Origin of the sequence: Psychrobacter sp. (assembly GCF_030457785.1) — a bacterium.
In the GTDB taxonomy this organism is placed as follows: domain Bacteria; phylum Pseudomonadota; class Gammaproteobacteria; order Pseudomonadales; family Moraxellaceae; genus Psychrobacter.
Genome location: NZ_JAKDUI010000006.1, coordinates 12,790 through 28,830, shown reverse-complemented (window position 1 = coordinate 28,830; position 16,041 = coordinate 12,790). Strand labels below are relative to the sequence as shown.

Sequence of the window (16,041 nt, the reverse complement as noted above, 5' to 3'; positions counted from 1 at the left end):
ACGCATTCATCCCACTACCTTAGAGGTAGGGGATTTCTGCGGTAAAATGTTAAACCGCACCAGTTATTTATTAGGTGCAGGTGTTGTACGTAGATACGGCTTAACTTCTGTGTGACCTTTTGGATAGTTGGCAGCGATATCTTCGTTTTTTACGCTTGGTGGGATAATCACATCATCACCATCTTTCCAGTCTACAGGTGTTGCGACATTATATTCGTCAGACAATTGTATTGCGTCAATGACACGAATAATCTCGTCAAAGTTACGGCCACAGCTGGCTGGATACGTCAGCGTCAAGCGAATCTTTTTGCTTGGATCAATGATGAAAACACTGCGTACGGTGTGCGTACTGTCAGCATTTGGGTGCATCATGTCATATAACTCGGCGACTTCTTTGTTTGGATCAGCAATGATTGGGAAATTTAGATCTGTACCCTGAGTTTCGCCGATGTCTTTTGCCCACGCATGGTGGTCGTCAATACCGTCAACAGAGATACAAATTGGCTTAACACCACGTTTTTGAAATTCGCCATTTAAGGCAGCGGCACGGCCAAGCTCAGTCGTGCAAACTGGCGTGAAATCTGCCGGATGTGAGAAGAATACCACCCAGTTATCACCTGCCCACTCGTGGAAATTGATATCGCCATCTGTCGTAGTTGCATCAAAATTTGGTGCTTCATCACCTAAACGTAAATGTGCCATGCTTAATTCCTTATTTGATTTATGGTTTTGGTGAGTGTTGATGTTTATTCATACAAAATCTCGTGTGAAAAGCTCAAGTATAAAAATAACAACTCTCTCTATTATTATCATTGATGTACTCAGTGGCTGCCATTGCCCTAAGTACATCAGTAAAAAACTCACTTTATATTAACAAACTGGTTATGAATGTCTTGTGACAGATTGTAATGCCTTTATTCGTTTTACTACTAACCAAGTATGCAGATAGCTAAAGCATGAACCAAACGACCAAACCGTAATTCTGTCCGAACGACTCATTTATAGCATATTACAAATGGTGATACCCGCACGTTATCATCGTTCATAATCTGCTGAATATGTCACCAATAATAGCAGTGGCTTAAGCAGGCTTGTAGCTATCACGTAAACTAACGATTTGATTAAATACCGGCTGATCGCTGCTGTGTTCTTCGCTGTCCGAAATGAAGTAGCCTTCACGTTCAAACTGAAAACGCGTGCCAGCATCAGCATTTGCCAGTGAGGGTTCGACCACGGCGTTAAGTTCAGTCATTGAGTTCGCGTTCAAAGCTTGATGTACGTCAGCGACACTACTTGGATCTTCAACGCTAAATAGCTGTTTATACAGGCGCACTGTGGCTGGCACGCCCTGATTCGCTGATACCCAGTGGATCACACCCTTAACTTTGCGTCCTTCTGGATTATTACCCAACGTAGCCGGATCAATCGTGGCTTTTAGTTCCACTACATTGCCATTTTCATCGGTGATATGTTCGCTCACGGCCAACACATAAGTATTACGCAGTCGGATTTCTGGCTTTTGTGGCGACAAGCGCTTATATCCGGCTGGTGGCTCGATCTCATAATCACCTTGGTCGATATAAATAGTTTCAGTAAATGGGATTTCACGCTCTCCCATATCGACATTGGGGTGCTTTGGCTGCGTCAACCATAATGTTTGTGTCTCGTCTTCAAAGCGCGCATTGACGCTATCAGCTTTTTGCGACTCCCAACTGCTGACTGCCTCGCTAAAGTTGGTAATCGTCACTTTTAACGGCTTTAATACCGCCATACCACGCGCAGTCGTCGTCTCTAATGACTGACGAATACTAAACTCTAATAAGCGAAAATCAACAACGCTATCAACCTTGGTCACACCCACACGCTCACAGAAATCTCTCAAGCCCTCTGGTGTGTAACCACGACGGCGCATGCCAGCAACCGTCGGCATACGGGGATCATCCCAGCCACTGACGATGCCTTCATCGACCAGCTGTTTCAGCTTACGCTTACTCGTCATAGTATGGTCGACATTCAGACGACTAAACTCGTATTGACGCGGTGGGATATCGAAGCCAGTCTTTTCTACAGCCCAATCATAAAATGGGCGATGATCTTCAAATTCAAGCGTACACAATGAATGCGTAATGCCTTCTATTGCATCAGACACTGGATGAGCAAAGTCGTACATCGGATAGATGCACCACTTGTCACCCGTTTGGTGGTGCGCTAAATGCATGACACGATAGATAACAGGATCACGCATGTTCATGTTCGGACTTGCCATATCGATCTTGGCACGTAAGACCGCTTTACCCTCAGAATATTCGCCGTTTTTCATATCATTGAAAAGCTTAAGATTGTCTTCGACACTAGCGTCTCGGTGTGGCGACGGCGTGCCTGCCTCATTAAATGAGCCTCGGTTTTCTTTGATCTGTTCAGGCGACTGCAAGTCTACATACGCGTCTCCTTGCTCGATTAACTGTACTGCCAATGCATACAGTTGATCAAAGTAGCCTGACGCATGGTGAGCTTGCCCTGCCCACTCAAACCCCAGCCATTTCACATCGTTCTCGATGTTATCGATAAAATCTTGCTTTTCTGCTGTTGGATTGGTGTCATCAAAGCGCAAGTTACACACGCCGCCAAATTCTTCAGCCACGCCAAAGTTCAGGCAGATTGATTTGACATGACCCAAGTGCAAATAGCCATTCGGCTCAGGCGGAAAGCGGGTCACAACTTGTGGGTATTTTTGCGCATTGACATCATCACGAATAATATTACGAATAAAGTCGTTTTTTTGTGCATTGTTGCTTGAGTGCTCACTCATCAGGCATTGCTCCTAGCGCATATGTTCAGTTTATCGCGTGTGTCATCACGCTTTAACGTTTAAAATAATAAAATACTGATAAAAGATTAAGTTGCGTTATTCTATCAGGTTTCACGAACGCATTAACAGCCTGATACATGACAGACGACAAAAAAGCCGTTAGACTAGCCATAACTTTTTTTACCACCCACGACAGTGCTGTTAAAGCGCTACAATACAATCAAAAAGGAATATTCCATGGTAGACATGCCACCAGTAGTAGAACTAGACACCAATATGGGTGCAATCGTCATCGAACTCAACGAAGAAAAAGCACCAAAAACCGTCGAGAATTTTTTAAACTATGTAAACTCTGGCCACTATAACGGCACGATTTTTCATCGCATCATTGATGGCTTTATGATTCAAGGCGGTGGTATGGACGCTGAGATGAATGAAAAATCAACCAATGCGCCAATTGAAAACGAAGCAGACAACGGTCTAAAAAACGACAAAGGCACCATCGCGATGGCGCGTACGCAGGACCCACACTCAGCCACTAGCCAGTTTTTCCTGAACGTAAAAGACAACGACTTCCTAAACCACTCTGGCAAAAACATGCAAGGCTGGGGCTACACAGTATTTGGTAAAGTAACCAGCGGTATGGATGTCATCGAAAAAATGCGTGGCGTACCAACCGGTCGTTTCGGCATGCACGCTGATGTGCCAAAAGAGCCTGTTGTGATCAATTCAGCAACCGTCGTTACTCAATAAGCTACTTAATAAGCAGTATCTGTAGGGTCTGCCAGCGCTAGCCTGTCGGCACTCGTCTTTCAGCGTAGTCGAATAGCCAACAGACCCTAATAAGCTTATGATGAGTCACGAGGACAATGATAAGGATCATGATAAATGCAGACTTTTAATCATCTCATCACGACCCGCCCCCATGATGTGCGGCAAGTATTGATTAGCGACTTGCATTTATCGCTAGAAGAGCCTGCCTTAGTGCAGGCTTTTTTGGCACTGCTTGACGACTGCCTAGCCCTACCCAGTCTTAAACGATTGTTCATCTTGGGTGACTGGTTTGAAGTCTGGCTAGGGGACGATTTTTATTTATCATTATCAGAAGATGAGCGCCAAACGCATTGGCTAACCCCGCTTATCCTGAAGTTAAAAAAACTGCGGATCAGTGGTTGCGAGATTTTGGTGATGCACGGTAACCGAGACTTTTTATTAGATCAGCCGTTTTGTAATCTATTCGCGGGGCAGCTGATATATGAGCCCTACAACTTAACGATCGCAAACCAAAACTATCGTCTCGAGCATGGTGATGCCCTGTGTACGGACGACAAAAAGTATCAGTTCTTTCGAAAAATCATGCGCAACCGTCTGACCCAGTGGTACTTATTAAATAAGTCACTAGAAAAGCGATTAGTCATTGCAGACAAAATGCGTAGAAAAAGTCAAAAAAATAACGCCAATAAATCTGCATACATTATGGACGTCAATGACGAAGCTGTAAAAATAGCCGTCGCCAATAGCGATGCATTGCTTCATGGGCATACCCATCGTCCAGACACCCATCAAATCACTGAGAGTAAGCATCGCTATGTGCTGGGTGACTGGCGACTGTTAGATAATGACACACGCCAACCAAAAGTCAGTGCGGTCATAGGTGCAGTGACTGAAAGTAATGACGATATTGAGTTTGGCTTATTTGAATTTAAAACGCTGGTTTGATATCTTTTAGCGTCTTCTTAGAATCATATTAAGGTCATTTTAATATTTGCCATGACGCTAAAGGCAATGTAGATAAGACTTCGATAAAAAAGGGTCTACTAACAATGAAGCAGACCCTTTTTATTGCACTTATATTTTATCAACTCAGGTCTACCACCTATTAAGGCATTAACTTAAAGAAGTGCTGACGATAATGCTTGAGCTCACGAATCGAGTCACGAATGTCATCAAGTGCTAAATGACTGCCGCCTTTTTCAAAACTTCTGAGAATATCAGGACGCCAGCGGAAACACAGCTCTTTAATCGATGACACATCAAGGTTACGATAGTGAAAAAACCTTTCGAGATCTGGCATTTGTCGCGCCATAAAGCGACGATCCTGGCAAATTGAATTGCCACACATTGGCGACTTACCACTATCAACCCATTTGCTTAGAAACTTAATGGTTTCGGCTTCTGCTTCTGCCAATGTCACTTTACTGCGACGCACGCGATCAACCAATCCTGACTGACCATGCTGCTTAGTATTCCATTCATCCATCTTGTTTAGTATTTGATCTGATACTTTGATAGCAAACACGGGACCCTCTGCCAAAACATTTAAGTCTTCATCGGTCACGACAGTTGCAATCTCGATGATTTCGTCATTTAAGGTATCAAGCCCTGTCATCTCTAGGTCAATCCACACCAGCCCCTTCTTACCTTGGTTTTTGATTTTAATTTTGTTGGGATGGTCACTGGTAGTCATAAAGTATCCTATGGTCAATATAGCTCAAAGCAGCTTGGATCAGCTTTTGTTGTATCAATTATAATAGAGTGTGTATCCAATCTGAAAAATACATCTTGGATAGCGACACGCTCTAAAAACGACAATACACGGAAGGTATTGCTGTACGCCTGCTTATAAAATCTGTGTGTTCAGAATAGCGCCCGTGCTCACAATGTTATCAAACTACTAGTTGTAAAAGTACGAAAAGCCACTATATTACAAAACGACTATCTGCGGCAGGCGCTTTAGGCTGTATGTTAGCAAATTTTCACGCTACACTTAGCAATATTTTTATAATAGGTAAAACCATGGCACTAATTCGGCAACGAAAACTGACCAAACAACAGATTCGTCGCATCGATAAGCAACAGCAGTCCAATCAAGATAGCATCGATGACAGTTTGATGGATGGCGTGGTCATGGCACATTATGGCAAACAGCTAGAGGTGCAAGTTACCAGCTTACCAGCGGTGATACCCGTACAGCCCGAGGTTGCGCCTGATGACCCTGAACCGTTTTGGCAGGCGCTCGAATTGGGTGATATTTGGCGTTGCCACGTGCGTACCAACCTTCCGATGCTAGCGGCTGGTGATCAGGTGCGCTGGAGCGCAGATTCAAATACCGGATTTGGACGTATCGAGTCCGTCAAACCACGCACGTCACTTGTTTCTCGTCCAGACCGTTATCATAAGCTCAAACCTGTCGCCGCCAATGTCGACATTTTAGCCATTGTTTTTGCACCGCTGCCTGCCGCCGCGCCAACGCTTATTGATCGTTATTTAGTCGTCTGTCATCATGCAGGCGTACAGCCTTTGCTGGTGCTCAATAAAGCCGATCTGCTCGCACAAGAAAATGGTGTAGATACCAATGAGTTATTGGCTCAATATGCCGCTCTTGGTTACGAAAGTGTGCTCACCTCGGTAGACTGTCCAGAAAACATCACCGCCAATGATGCACAGCAAGGGCTTGGTGAATTACAACGCTACATAGATCAAAAACTGGTGATTTTTGCTGGACAATCAGGGGTTGGAAAAAGCAGCTTGATCAATGCGCTACTCCCTGAGTCAGGACAAGTCGTCAACATCATCTCTGAAAACTCACAATTGGGTCAGCACACCACCACGACCAGCCGATTACTGCCATTCAACCCAAACGATCTTACCAAAGGTGGCATCGTGGACACGCCTGGTATTCGTGAATATGGGATTTGGCATTTAAGTCCAGACGATATCATCTCAGGCTTTATTGAGCTGGCACCACTGTCAGCTGACTGTCAGTTCCGTGATTGCCGCCACACCCATAACAGCAAAGGCTGCGCCTTGTGGCAAGCAGTGAAAAATGGTGACGTGTTGCAGCGCCGTGTCGAAAACCTCGTTACTCTCACAGAAGAAGCAGATACCAAGTCTTATTGACCAACATCACTAAGTTGGTTATGACACGTTTACTATAAACGGTCTAGTCGGTATAATGGCGCCTTGTTCGATAATACTGAGCTGTATTCACAGTTTGGCAGGACACTTATTTTTTTGGAGGTATGGTTTGGATCGTGCGCTGGAATTTGTGGGCAACCACCCGTTTTTATTTGGTATATTAGCCGTACTTGCCGTGCTATTTTTTACTATTGAAAACAAACGTAGTGGCAGAAAAATATCGCCCAATACTCTTGGGATGATGGTTAACTCGCAAAATGCGCAGCTGATCGATATTCGCGCCAAGAAGAAGTTTAATGACGGCTATATCCAAGGCAGTCGAAACATACCTTTCACTGAGCTCAAAAATCGCTTAGAAGAAATTCGTGCGATTGAGCAGCCAGTGATTATCATCTGTGATATCGGCGTACAAGCAGGCGCAGCCGTTCAAATGATTGGTAAAGAGAACGTCTATCGCCTAGAAGGTGGTGTGAATGGTTGGCAAAGTGGTGGTATGCCTTTGGTTGGTTTAAAAGATGCTAAGCCTAAAAATAAAGGCAAGGCAAAACCTAATCTCAACAAATAATCAGCATCCAGCATAAGTAGTCGGCAGTCAACAACGACACTGCAGTGAGGCTATGACAATATCAACAAACCGTTGGCGAGTCTCTGACCGATGCTAGGCCTTTAGTAATACAAGATAGCTATCTATATTAGTAGCTACTAAAAAGACATCTGCTAATCAGGTGTCTTTTTTTATATCCGTTTATCTCGTCGTGGCACCTTCTGTCCCTACCATTTTATCTTTTGTTGTTAGAAAACTTGAATTTATCAGGCTAATCCCCACCTCAGTAATGAGCATCAGCGAACGTATCGCTAACGTTTTTTTCGGCAACTGGTTATAATAATTTTCATCGATGAATGATGCACTGCATCTTAATAGAACGTATTCTAATAAAACGGTTGCCCTTGAACCAAACGTATAAACAAACATACAAACAACGAAACCTATAAATAAGGATTTATCATGAGTGTACCTGTAAAAGTCTATACTACCCCTATCTGCCCATATTGCTCTAACGCTAAGAAGCTACTAGAAACCAAAGGCGTTGATTATGAAGAAATCGGCATGCACGATATGAGCAGTGAGGAACGCCAAGCGTTGATGAAAAAAACCAATAATTATCGCACTGTGCCACAAATTTTCGTCGGTGATACTTTCGTCGGTGGCTTTGATGAACTCAATCAAATGCATCAGCAAGGCAAGCTTGACGAGCTATTAGTGGGCTAATGCATTACGGTCTGTGCTGTCGTCGTCACCTGTGTAATGGTAAATAGCACAACCAGCAAAAGCTCCACTAAAAAATCGGGATGCTATCCGATTTATATTACTATTTTATCCAATCATTTGATTTAACTTTGAAGGAATTATCATGGCTGAAGAACAAGCACAACCACAACTGGCCCTAGAGCGTATCTACGTAAAAGACATGTCACTTGAAGTTCCAGGTCCTAGCGTATTTACTAAAGAATGGAACCCAGAGTTGGATATCAATCTATCTAGCAATGCCGATAAACTCGACGATGATCATTATCAAGTTGTTTTAACAGTCAGTGTTACCGCAAAAAACTCAGATGCAGCGGCGTTTATCGCTGAAGTTCATCAAGCCGGTATTTTCTTACTAAAAGACATTCCAGAAGACCAAATCGGTCAAATTTTGGGTGCCTATTGCCCGAACGTTTTGTTCCCATATGCTCGTGAAGTTATCAGCGACATCGTGACACGTGGTAGTTTCCCACAGTTGCTATTAGCACCGGTAAACTTTGATCAAGCTTACGCACAAAGCCAACAACAAGCACAAGAACAAGCCAAAGTTGACGCTGAAGGTAACGCTTAAGACTTAGCTTGCTAAAGCATCGAAGCATTATTTTAAAAGCCGTTTTCTTGTCAACAAGAGAGCAGCTTTTTTATGGGCTACAATGTGCGGTCGTCGCCCATAAATTTATAATTACAGCGACTCAGATAAATGAGTGGCGAAACTAAAAAAACCCTGCTAATAAACAGGGTTTTTACTTTTTCATCAATGCTTAGGAAGTGAGGATTAGCCTTTTAAAGCAGATAAGACTTGCTGCTTCACGTCATCGATACCTTGTGTGCCATCAAACTTGTCATAGTTCGGCGCATCTCCACCTTCTTTGGCTTTGTCTTGATAAAAGCCAACGAGCGCTGAAGTCTGTTCGTGATAAGTCGCTAGACGGTCACGGATGGTAGACTCTTTGTCGTCTTCACGCTGGATGAGTGCTTCACCTGTCACATCGTCGATGCCTTCTTGCTTAGGTGCATTGTGCTCTACATGATATACACGACCTGAGCCAGGATGCTGGCGACGACCAGACAAGCGCTTGACGATTTCGTCATCAGGCACACTGATCTCAACCACATGATCAATCGATACTTCAGCATCTGCCAATGCTTGTGCTTGTGGAATCGTACGTGGGAAACCATCCAGGATACAACCTTTAGCACAATCAGGCTTGCTGAGACGCTCTTGTACGAGATTAATAATGAGGTCATCAGATACTAAACCGCCAGCATTCATGATCTCTTTGGCTTGTTTGCCAAGCTCGCTGCCCTCTTTGATTGCCGCACGTAGCATATCGCCCGTTGAAATCTGCGGAATATCATACTCTTTAGAAATAAATTGGGCTTGGGTGCCTTTACCGGCACCTGGTGGACCTAGCAATATAATACGCATCATTACGTGACTCTCCTTAATAAATAGAACTGGGGACTGATAAATATTTATGTATTGGTAGTTTTTCCAAGCTACCTTACCTTGTGGCTTTATAAAGCTCAAGTGTTTTCATCGTTTATAGCGACACTTGTCATGACCAACCTGTTTATATAATGCAATTGCATGCTGTTGCGTTGACTCAAACAACAGCGCTCTACTATCAATTAAACACAGGATTTCAGATATATTTTCTATGGAATCTGCTGATTGATAGCAACATTGACCTGATTTTGGTCAGCGCTAATAACCACTGGATTACCGGATAAATCACCTGATTCTGCATTGGCATTACCACTATGACTAATACGAGCGATTACAGCTAACTGAACCTTATCAGATCGGGCAGACTTCAAAGTACGCTCAGGCATCATTGCATCCAAATCGCTTAGGCTAATGCTAGCTTGACCTTGCTGAACCACACTAATAGGTAGGCGCTTAGCCGCATACGGTGGACCACCATTAACGTCGCGTATCGCTACGAACAATACATCTTCAGCTTGAACAAGCGGTAGCAGACTAGGATCTACACTGACAGTCACATCGACACCTTCAGAGGCTTGCTGCTGCTGAGCAGTCACATTAGCACTCAATTCGTCTAGGCTTGCCAGCGCTTGGGTATGATCACCTGGTTTCGCAGCGATACTATCACGTAGGCGCTGAATCCAACCTTGCGCTTGCTCAAAGTTGCTACTGCGTGCCTCACCCATGGCCATGAGCATCTGTGCACCTTCATGCTGAGGGTTCTCAGCCAGTACGCCTTGGAGTACTCGACGGCTATTGGCGTCTAGCTGACCTTGATTAGCAAAGAAACTGATCTGAGCATAGGTGGTCGCAATTTCCTCATTATCCGGGGACAAGCGATAAGCTCGTGACAGAGCTTCTAATGCCGAATCTGTGGCTTCTAATGATAGGAACAGCTCGGACAAACGCATCCAGCGATTAGGGTCGTCAGCGTGACGGTACACATTGGTCTGCATGGCGCTAATCAGTTGTTGACCGTCTTCGATCGCCCAAGCAGGCGGCTGATCAATCTTGCCAGTCAACAAATCATCAGCGACTTGAGCGACTTTATCTTCCGCAGTCCAAAGCTCAAACACAGAGGTGCGGTCACCAATCATTAAATATGCCATAGCAGACAATACTGGCACCCACATTAAGATGATTAGTCGGCTTTTGACACCTGGTGCAATCATCGGTGTCACTTCACGTTGAGCATCTAGTAACTGACGCTCAAGCTCAAGCTTTTGGTTCTGATAATGATTGTCATCAATAGTGCCATTATCTTTGTCTGTTTTCAATTCTTCCAGACGCTCACGGAATACCGCAACGTTGATATCTAATAGCTGGTTGTCCACGGGTTTTGCTTGCGAACGCGACGCTCTCAACCACGGCACGATAGTAATCAAGGCAAAGATTAAGGCAATAAGTAAGCTTAGAGAAATAAATAAGCCAACAGTAGAAAATATGGTCATTTTTTGTCCTCGCGACTCTTAATGTCATGAGCGCTATTGTCATCACTTTTGGTTTTGCCATCGCTTTTCGCACGTGATAATAGACGATCAAGTTCGGCTTTTTCGGCAGCAGAGAGTTCCGTAGCGGTACTATCTACCGTTACCCCACTCTGACCACTAGCAACAAGCTGTCGTCGTTTGCTTTGCCAAAACCAGCCGACAACCAAGAGTAGAAGCAGTAACGGTGGGAAAAACCATAAAATCCACGTGGATGGGCGAACAGGCGGTTTATAGGTAATAAAATCACCATAACGCTCCTGCATATAAGCGCGAATCTCACCATCACTACGGCCATCTTTAATCATGTCGTAGGTTTTTTGCTTCAAGTCTTGTGCAATAGGTGCATCAGATCCTGCAAGATTTTGATTTTGACACTTAGGACAGCGCAGCTCTTCGATCAAACCACGGTACTGAGCCTCTTGCTGTACAGAATCAAAGTCATAGACATCGATGGCAGCAAAACTCAGCGTGCTAAGCAAGCAAGCAAAAAGTAGGCCTACCAATTTTGTCGCCGCGTTTCTTATTTGAGTGACTATCATTTGCACGCCTCCGCAACCTGACTCGGATCTGGACTGACATTGTTGTCATTAGCGTCATTGAGTACCATCAAGCAAGGCGTAATGCGATTTTGCCAGTTTTCTTCATGCACCTCACCAATAATATGTTGACGAATAACACCTTCACCATCGACTACAAATGTCTCTGGCGCTCCGGTCAGACCTAGGTCTAAGGCAAACTGACCCGATAAGTCTTGAATAGACATAGAGAAAGGATCGCCGCCTCGATTGAGATAGCCTAACGCATCTCCGATTTCATCTTTGTAGTTAACACCTACCAAATTGACCCCGCGACCTTCTAGCTCCATTAAGAAAGGATGCTCGATGATACAGGTCGGGCACCAGGACCCCCAGATGTTCAGTAAAAAAGGCTCATCTGGCAAGTTTTCATTGGTCATGATACGACTGGTATCTGACAGCAATGGTAGCTCAAATGCTGGCACAGGACGCTCAAGCGCCGTATTGGTGACAATATCGGTCGGCTTACCCAGACGCTGAGCCAGCATAATGAACAAACCGATAAATACGATAAGCGGAATCAAAAACCATATCTTCATTTGCTTTTTTTTCATGGTTTTATTACCAGGTTTATTGCCTTTATTAGCACTATTGTCAGAGGGATTATTATCAGTACTCATTTCACTCCTCTCCTGACTTGGTTGCTAATTTGGTTGAAGAATCAGTTGTTGAAAGGTCAGTTGCGGGGTTTTCTAAATCTTCGACTGTGGCAAAACCTGATTTCTTGGCTGCGATTTGAGCGGCTGTCTTGGTTTTCTTCAGACGATAACGATTATCTAGCATACTTAGTAGCGCACCTAATGCCATGATAATAGAGCCAAGCCATATCCAACGGACCAGTGGCTTGACATAAATACGTACCGCCCACTCATTACTATCTGCTGCGATAGGTTCGCCAAGCGCCACATAGACATCACGCAATAGGCTGGCATCAATTGAAGCCTCAGTCATCGGCATCATACTGATGATGTAATTGCGTTTTTCAGGGTATAGCGTTGCTACATCACGACCGTCTTTACTGACCTGCACTTCCGCTTGGGTGGCATCATAGTTACTACCTTTGACTTCACGGAAACCTTTGACTGTAAAGTCGTAGCCCTGAACGTGGGCACTATCATTAGGACCCAATGCCACATCACGCTCAATGCTCAACGTACTGGTAAACGCCACACCAATCACCGCAATGAGCACGCCAACGTGAGCAGTCTGTTGCCCCCAATAGCTTAACCGTAGCTGGCGTAAGCCTTTGAGGCGACTAGGTGCGTTTTTAGTCTTATCCTTAAAGTCAACGACCATCCAGAACAACACCCACAGACTGACTGCCAATGTCACGCCAATGTTTAGCGGCGCAGATGGGCTGAAATAGTAAGCCATAATCGCTGCCAAAACCAAAGCACTGACCGCAATGACCATACCGACACCCAGTAGCGGGCGGCTGTCTTTTTTCCAGCGAATATTAGAACCCATACCCATCGCGATTAATAGCAACCATGTTAGTGGTACAAATAGCGCATTGAAGTATGGAGGGCCGACGGAGACCTGACCTAAATTAAAAGAATCCGCGATGATGGGATATAACGTACCCAGCAACACAACCAAGGTCGAAATCAAAATAATGACGTTGTTAATCACCAAAAATGACTCACGAGAAATCAGTTGATACTGACTCTCCACCGTCAAACGCCAGCCACGTATGGCAAACACCAACAGTCCGCTGCCGACAATCACGCCAAGAATCACAAGAATCACAAGACCACGTGTGGGGTCCGCCGCAAATGAATGCACCGATGTGATAACGCCCGAACGCACCAAGAAGGTACCAAGCAAACTAAGCGCAAATGAGAAAATCGCTAGCATGATTGTCCATGCTTTGAATACGCCTCGCTTTTCGGTCACTGCCAACGAATGCAGCAGTGCTGTACCCGCCAACCACGGCATCAATGATGCATTTTCTACCGGATCCCAGAACCACCAGCCGCCCCAGCCAAGCTCGTAATAAGCCCACCAAGAACCAAGTGCGATACCTATCGTCAAAAAGCCCCAAGCGGCGAGCGCCCATGGACGCGACCAACGTGTCCATACCGCATCCAAACGACCTTCCCATAGCGCCGCCATACAAAAGGCAAATGGCACGACCAAACCCACATAGCCCATGTATAGCATAGGTGGGTGTATGATCAAGCCAAAATCCTGCAAGAGTGGGTTCAGATCTGCACCATCAACCGGTAGATTAGGCAACGTACGGTCAAATGGCGACGACGTAAAAATAAGCATCGCCAACATCATCGACTGTACAGCCGATAAAATCACCAGGACTCGTGCACGCATAGACAGCGGTAGACCACGACTGAAATAAGATACCAGCGCACACCATGTAGCCATGATGGTCATCCACAACAGCAACGACCCCTCATGCCCGCCCCAAGTCGCAGACAATTTATAGTACCAAGGCAACAAGGTATTAGAATGCTGGGAGACATAAACGAGGCTAAAGTCATTAAAGTAAAATCCCGCCATCAATGCGGAAAATGATGTGATCATGGCCGCAAACTGCGCCCATGCGAGGCTTGGTGCAAGACGCTGCCACGCGACATGGTCGCGCATCACGCCGATGGTTGGTAACACTACCTGCAATATCGCCAATATAAAGGCGGCCAGCAAGGCAAAATAACCCAATTCAGTGATTAACATACGGTCTAACCTTGTTTACCTTGGATACGATTAATGGTTTATCAGCAGCTTTTAATAGCCACTGATAAACGCTAAGTAGTCCTTTATGCGGTCATAGTTTACGGTCAAAAACGGAGGTTTTAATCGCTATAGAAGCACATAAAATCCGCTACTATCGTTGTGATGCATCAATAGAAATGGTTGATGCAAAAATTATCGCTTTTGAGATTTCTGTGTGTTTGTATAATAGATACACTGCCAGTATTCTGTTCAAGATTAGCCCCAAACAAAGAAATCAACTGGCTACTGTATTGACGGGAAAAACACCAATACAAGGTGTAACCAACCTGCCAAAAATCCTGTCAGCCCGCCCAGTACGATCAGCGTCATCTCATCTTCACGAAATGCTGGGCGTAATAAGTTCTGAAACTCATTTGGTGTCAACGCACGAATTCTATCTCGGAACAGCCCGAATATCTTGCTAGCACGGCTCTCGTTAAGCTCTGGATCACGTAGTGGCACCATCGTGGCAACAATCGACTTATCGATGATGGTGTTCTTCAACTGTCCATACTCACGGCGACCCAAGCCGACACGCAGGGTCGTGCTGATGACTGGAGATTCCAACACTTGATACACATGCGACTTCATCAAGTCACGAGTTTGTACTGCACGATCACCATACATCATCTCATTCATGATGTTTTCAAGTGTGACCAAATCTTTTACCACAATCTCAGCGAATACCTCAGAAACTTCTTCTTGACGTTTCATAAAGCCGCCTTGTAGACGATATTTAGCAATGTGCGGCATCTGTGGTTTGATAAATGGAAAGCTTTTTTGCACAGTGCAGACTTTCAAATAAGAAATAAAACGCGGCTCAACTGGATTAAATACCATCCAAATAGCAATCCAGTTAGTGAGAAAGCCCCAAATCGCGGCAAAAAACGGTACCGTCCAATGCTGTGGCAACACCAAAAATATAAACATCTGGATAATACCGAAAACCAAGCCGATAAAAGCACTAATATGCCAAATGAAATCGATCTCTTTTTGACCCACTCTCAAAAACATATTAACCATCAACCGACGATCGCTTTCCATCTTATTGACGATCATCTTACGCATATCGACGAGGTCTTCGACATGATAAGTCAAGTCAGTCACTAACGACTGCATGATATTCGGCAGCTCTTTGTGTGCTTGCGCATAAACGCGACGTTTTAGAGCATAAGGCAAATTGCTCCAAAGCGCAGGCGAGTGCTCCAACATAATTTCATCTATCAAGAGCTCAAGGTTTTCATCAACTGTCTCAGTGATGAAAGCAGCCATCTGCTTGGGCTCCATCGCCTGAAAAAACTCATCGAGCGAACCGAGTTTTGACAGCGTCTGATCGACGATAACCCCCGATATTTTACCCGCTTTTCGTGGCACTATACCTTGCCAGCCTAAACCAGGCAGACCGAAAAATGGGAAGTTCGGAATGCGAACACCCCGAAACTTAATCGGAAAAAACAGCATTTTTAGCGCCATCCACACGTGTACCCAAGTGACAAATGCTGTCACAGGAGGGATGGTCAGCATGGCAAAGAACTCTGGATGTTCAGTGATCATCTGCCATAATGAAGTTATGTCCATGACGTATCTTGCCCCTGACAAGTTGATTGTCTTTGCTAAAAAGCCGCCTTTAGCTACCGTAGAACTGCCGTCAAAAGAGACAGGCTACACTCATAACCACTATAAAATAAATCGCCTGATTTTAGCATACTTAGGCTTTATTAGCA

15 protein-coding genes are annotated in these 16,041 nt (G+C 44.7%); 6 read left to right on the top strand and 9 right to left on the bottom strand.

Annotated elements, in window-relative coordinates:
* Window positions 1-63: 63 nt before the first annotated feature.
* Complete coding sequence (locus tag L0J61_RS00865) at window positions 64-702, bottom strand: peroxiredoxin (protein WP_301464421.1); 639 nt, start codon at window positions 700-702, stop codon at window positions 64-66.
* A 379-nt stretch (window positions 703-1,081) separates the two neighbouring features.
* On the bottom strand, window positions 1,082-2,809 hold the full coding sequence (locus L0J61_RS00860) for a glutamine--tRNA ligase/YqeY domain fusion protein (RefSeq protein ID WP_301464420.1): 1,728 nt from the start codon (window positions 2,807-2,809) through the stop codon (window positions 1,082-1,084).
* A gap of 237 nt (window positions 2,810-3,046) precedes the next feature.
* Between L0J61_RS00860 and L0J61_RS00855 the strand changes: the two genes are divergently transcribed.
* The gene (locus L0J61_RS00855) at window positions 3,047-3,562 is read left to right on the top strand and encodes a peptidylprolyl isomerase (RefSeq protein ID WP_367651937.1); all 516 of its coding nucleotides are present in this window, start codon (window positions 3,047-3,049) and stop codon (window positions 3,560-3,562) included.
* Between the two features lie 135 nt (window positions 3,563-3,697).
* The gene (locus L0J61_RS00850; protein ID WP_301464419.1) at window positions 3,698-4,528 is read left to right on the top strand and encodes a UDP-2,3-diacylglucosamine diphosphatase; all 831 of its coding nucleotides are present in this window, start codon (window positions 3,698-3,700) and stop codon (window positions 4,526-4,528) included.
* Between the two features lie 160 nt (window positions 4,529-4,688).
* Here L0J61_RS00850 and orn read toward each other — a convergent pair whose 3' ends face one another.
* Window positions 4,689-5,276 (bottom strand): oligoribonuclease, encoded by a 588-nt coding sequence (gene orn, locus L0J61_RS00845; protein ID WP_301464418.1) that lies wholly within the window; start codon window positions 5,274-5,276, stop codon window positions 4,689-4,691.
* Window positions 5,277-5,605: 329 nt separating this feature from the next.
* On the opposite strand from orn, the gene rsgA reads away from it, so the two are divergent.
* The 4 genes from rsgA (at window position 5,606) to secB (ending at window position 8,604) form a co-directional block, all read left to right on the top strand.
* Window positions 5,606-6,709 (top strand): ribosome small subunit-dependent GTPase A, encoded by a 1,104-nt coding sequence (gene rsgA, locus L0J61_RS00840; RefSeq protein WP_301464417.1) that lies wholly within the window; start codon window positions 5,606-5,608, stop codon window positions 6,707-6,709.
* A gap of 127 nt (window positions 6,710-6,836) precedes the next feature.
* On the top strand, window positions 6,837-7,292 hold the full coding sequence (locus tag L0J61_RS00835; RefSeq protein WP_301464416.1) for a rhodanese-like domain-containing protein: 456 nt from the start codon (window positions 6,837-6,839) through the stop codon (window positions 7,290-7,292).
* A gap of 441 nt (window positions 7,293-7,733) precedes the next feature.
* Window positions 7,734-7,997, top strand: coding sequence for a glutaredoxin 3 (grxC, locus tag L0J61_RS00830; RefSeq protein ID WP_301464415.1), 264 nt, complete (start codon window positions 7,734-7,736; stop codon window positions 7,995-7,997).
* Window positions 7,998-8,136: 139 nt separating this feature from the next.
* Window positions 8,137-8,604 (top strand): protein-export chaperone SecB, encoded by a 468-nt coding sequence (gene secB / locus L0J61_RS00825; protein WP_301464425.1) that lies wholly within the window; start codon window positions 8,137-8,139, stop codon window positions 8,602-8,604.
* Window positions 8,605-8,808: 204 nt separating this feature from the next.
* Here secB and adk read toward each other — a convergent pair whose 3' ends face one another.
* The 6 genes from adk to L0J61_RS00795 all read right to left on the bottom strand — a co-directional run bounded on the left by adk (window position 8,809) and on the right by L0J61_RS00795 (window position 15,895).
* Window positions 8,809-9,465, bottom strand: a complete 657-nt coding sequence (adk, locus tag L0J61_RS00820) for an adenylate kinase (RefSeq protein ID WP_301464414.1) — start codon at window positions 9,463-9,465, stop codon at window positions 8,809-8,811.
* A 227-nt stretch (window positions 9,466-9,692) separates the two neighbouring features.
* Window positions 9,693-10,973, bottom strand: coding sequence for a c-type cytochrome biogenesis protein CcmI (ccmI, locus tag L0J61_RS00815; protein ID WP_301464413.1), 1,281 nt, complete (start codon window positions 10,971-10,973; stop codon window positions 9,693-9,695).
* A complete protein-coding gene (locus L0J61_RS00810) occupies window positions 10,970-11,551 on the bottom strand; it encodes a cytochrome c-type biogenesis protein (protein ID WP_301464412.1) in 582 nt (193 codons plus the stop codon). Before L0J61_RS00810 ends, ccmI begins: the two co-directional genes overlap by 4 nt.
* Window positions 11,548-12,207, bottom strand: coding sequence for a DsbE family thiol:disulfide interchange protein (locus L0J61_RS00805; RefSeq protein ID WP_301464411.1), 660 nt, complete (start codon window positions 12,205-12,207; stop codon window positions 11,548-11,550). Before L0J61_RS00805 ends, L0J61_RS00810 begins: the two co-directional genes overlap by 4 nt.
* A 1-nt stretch (window position 12,208) precedes the next feature.
* Window positions 12,209-14,278, bottom strand: coding sequence for a heme lyase CcmF/NrfE family subunit (locus L0J61_RS00800; protein ID WP_301464410.1), 2,070 nt, complete (start codon window positions 14,276-14,278; stop codon window positions 12,209-12,211).
* Window positions 14,279-14,560: 282 nt separating this feature from the next.
* Window positions 14,561-15,895: a hypothetical protein gene (locus L0J61_RS00795; protein WP_301464409.1), complete on the bottom strand. Its 1,335-nt coding sequence runs from the start codon at window positions 15,893-15,895 to the stop codon at window positions 14,561-14,563.
* Between the last annotated feature and the right edge of the window lie 146 nt (window positions 15,896-16,041).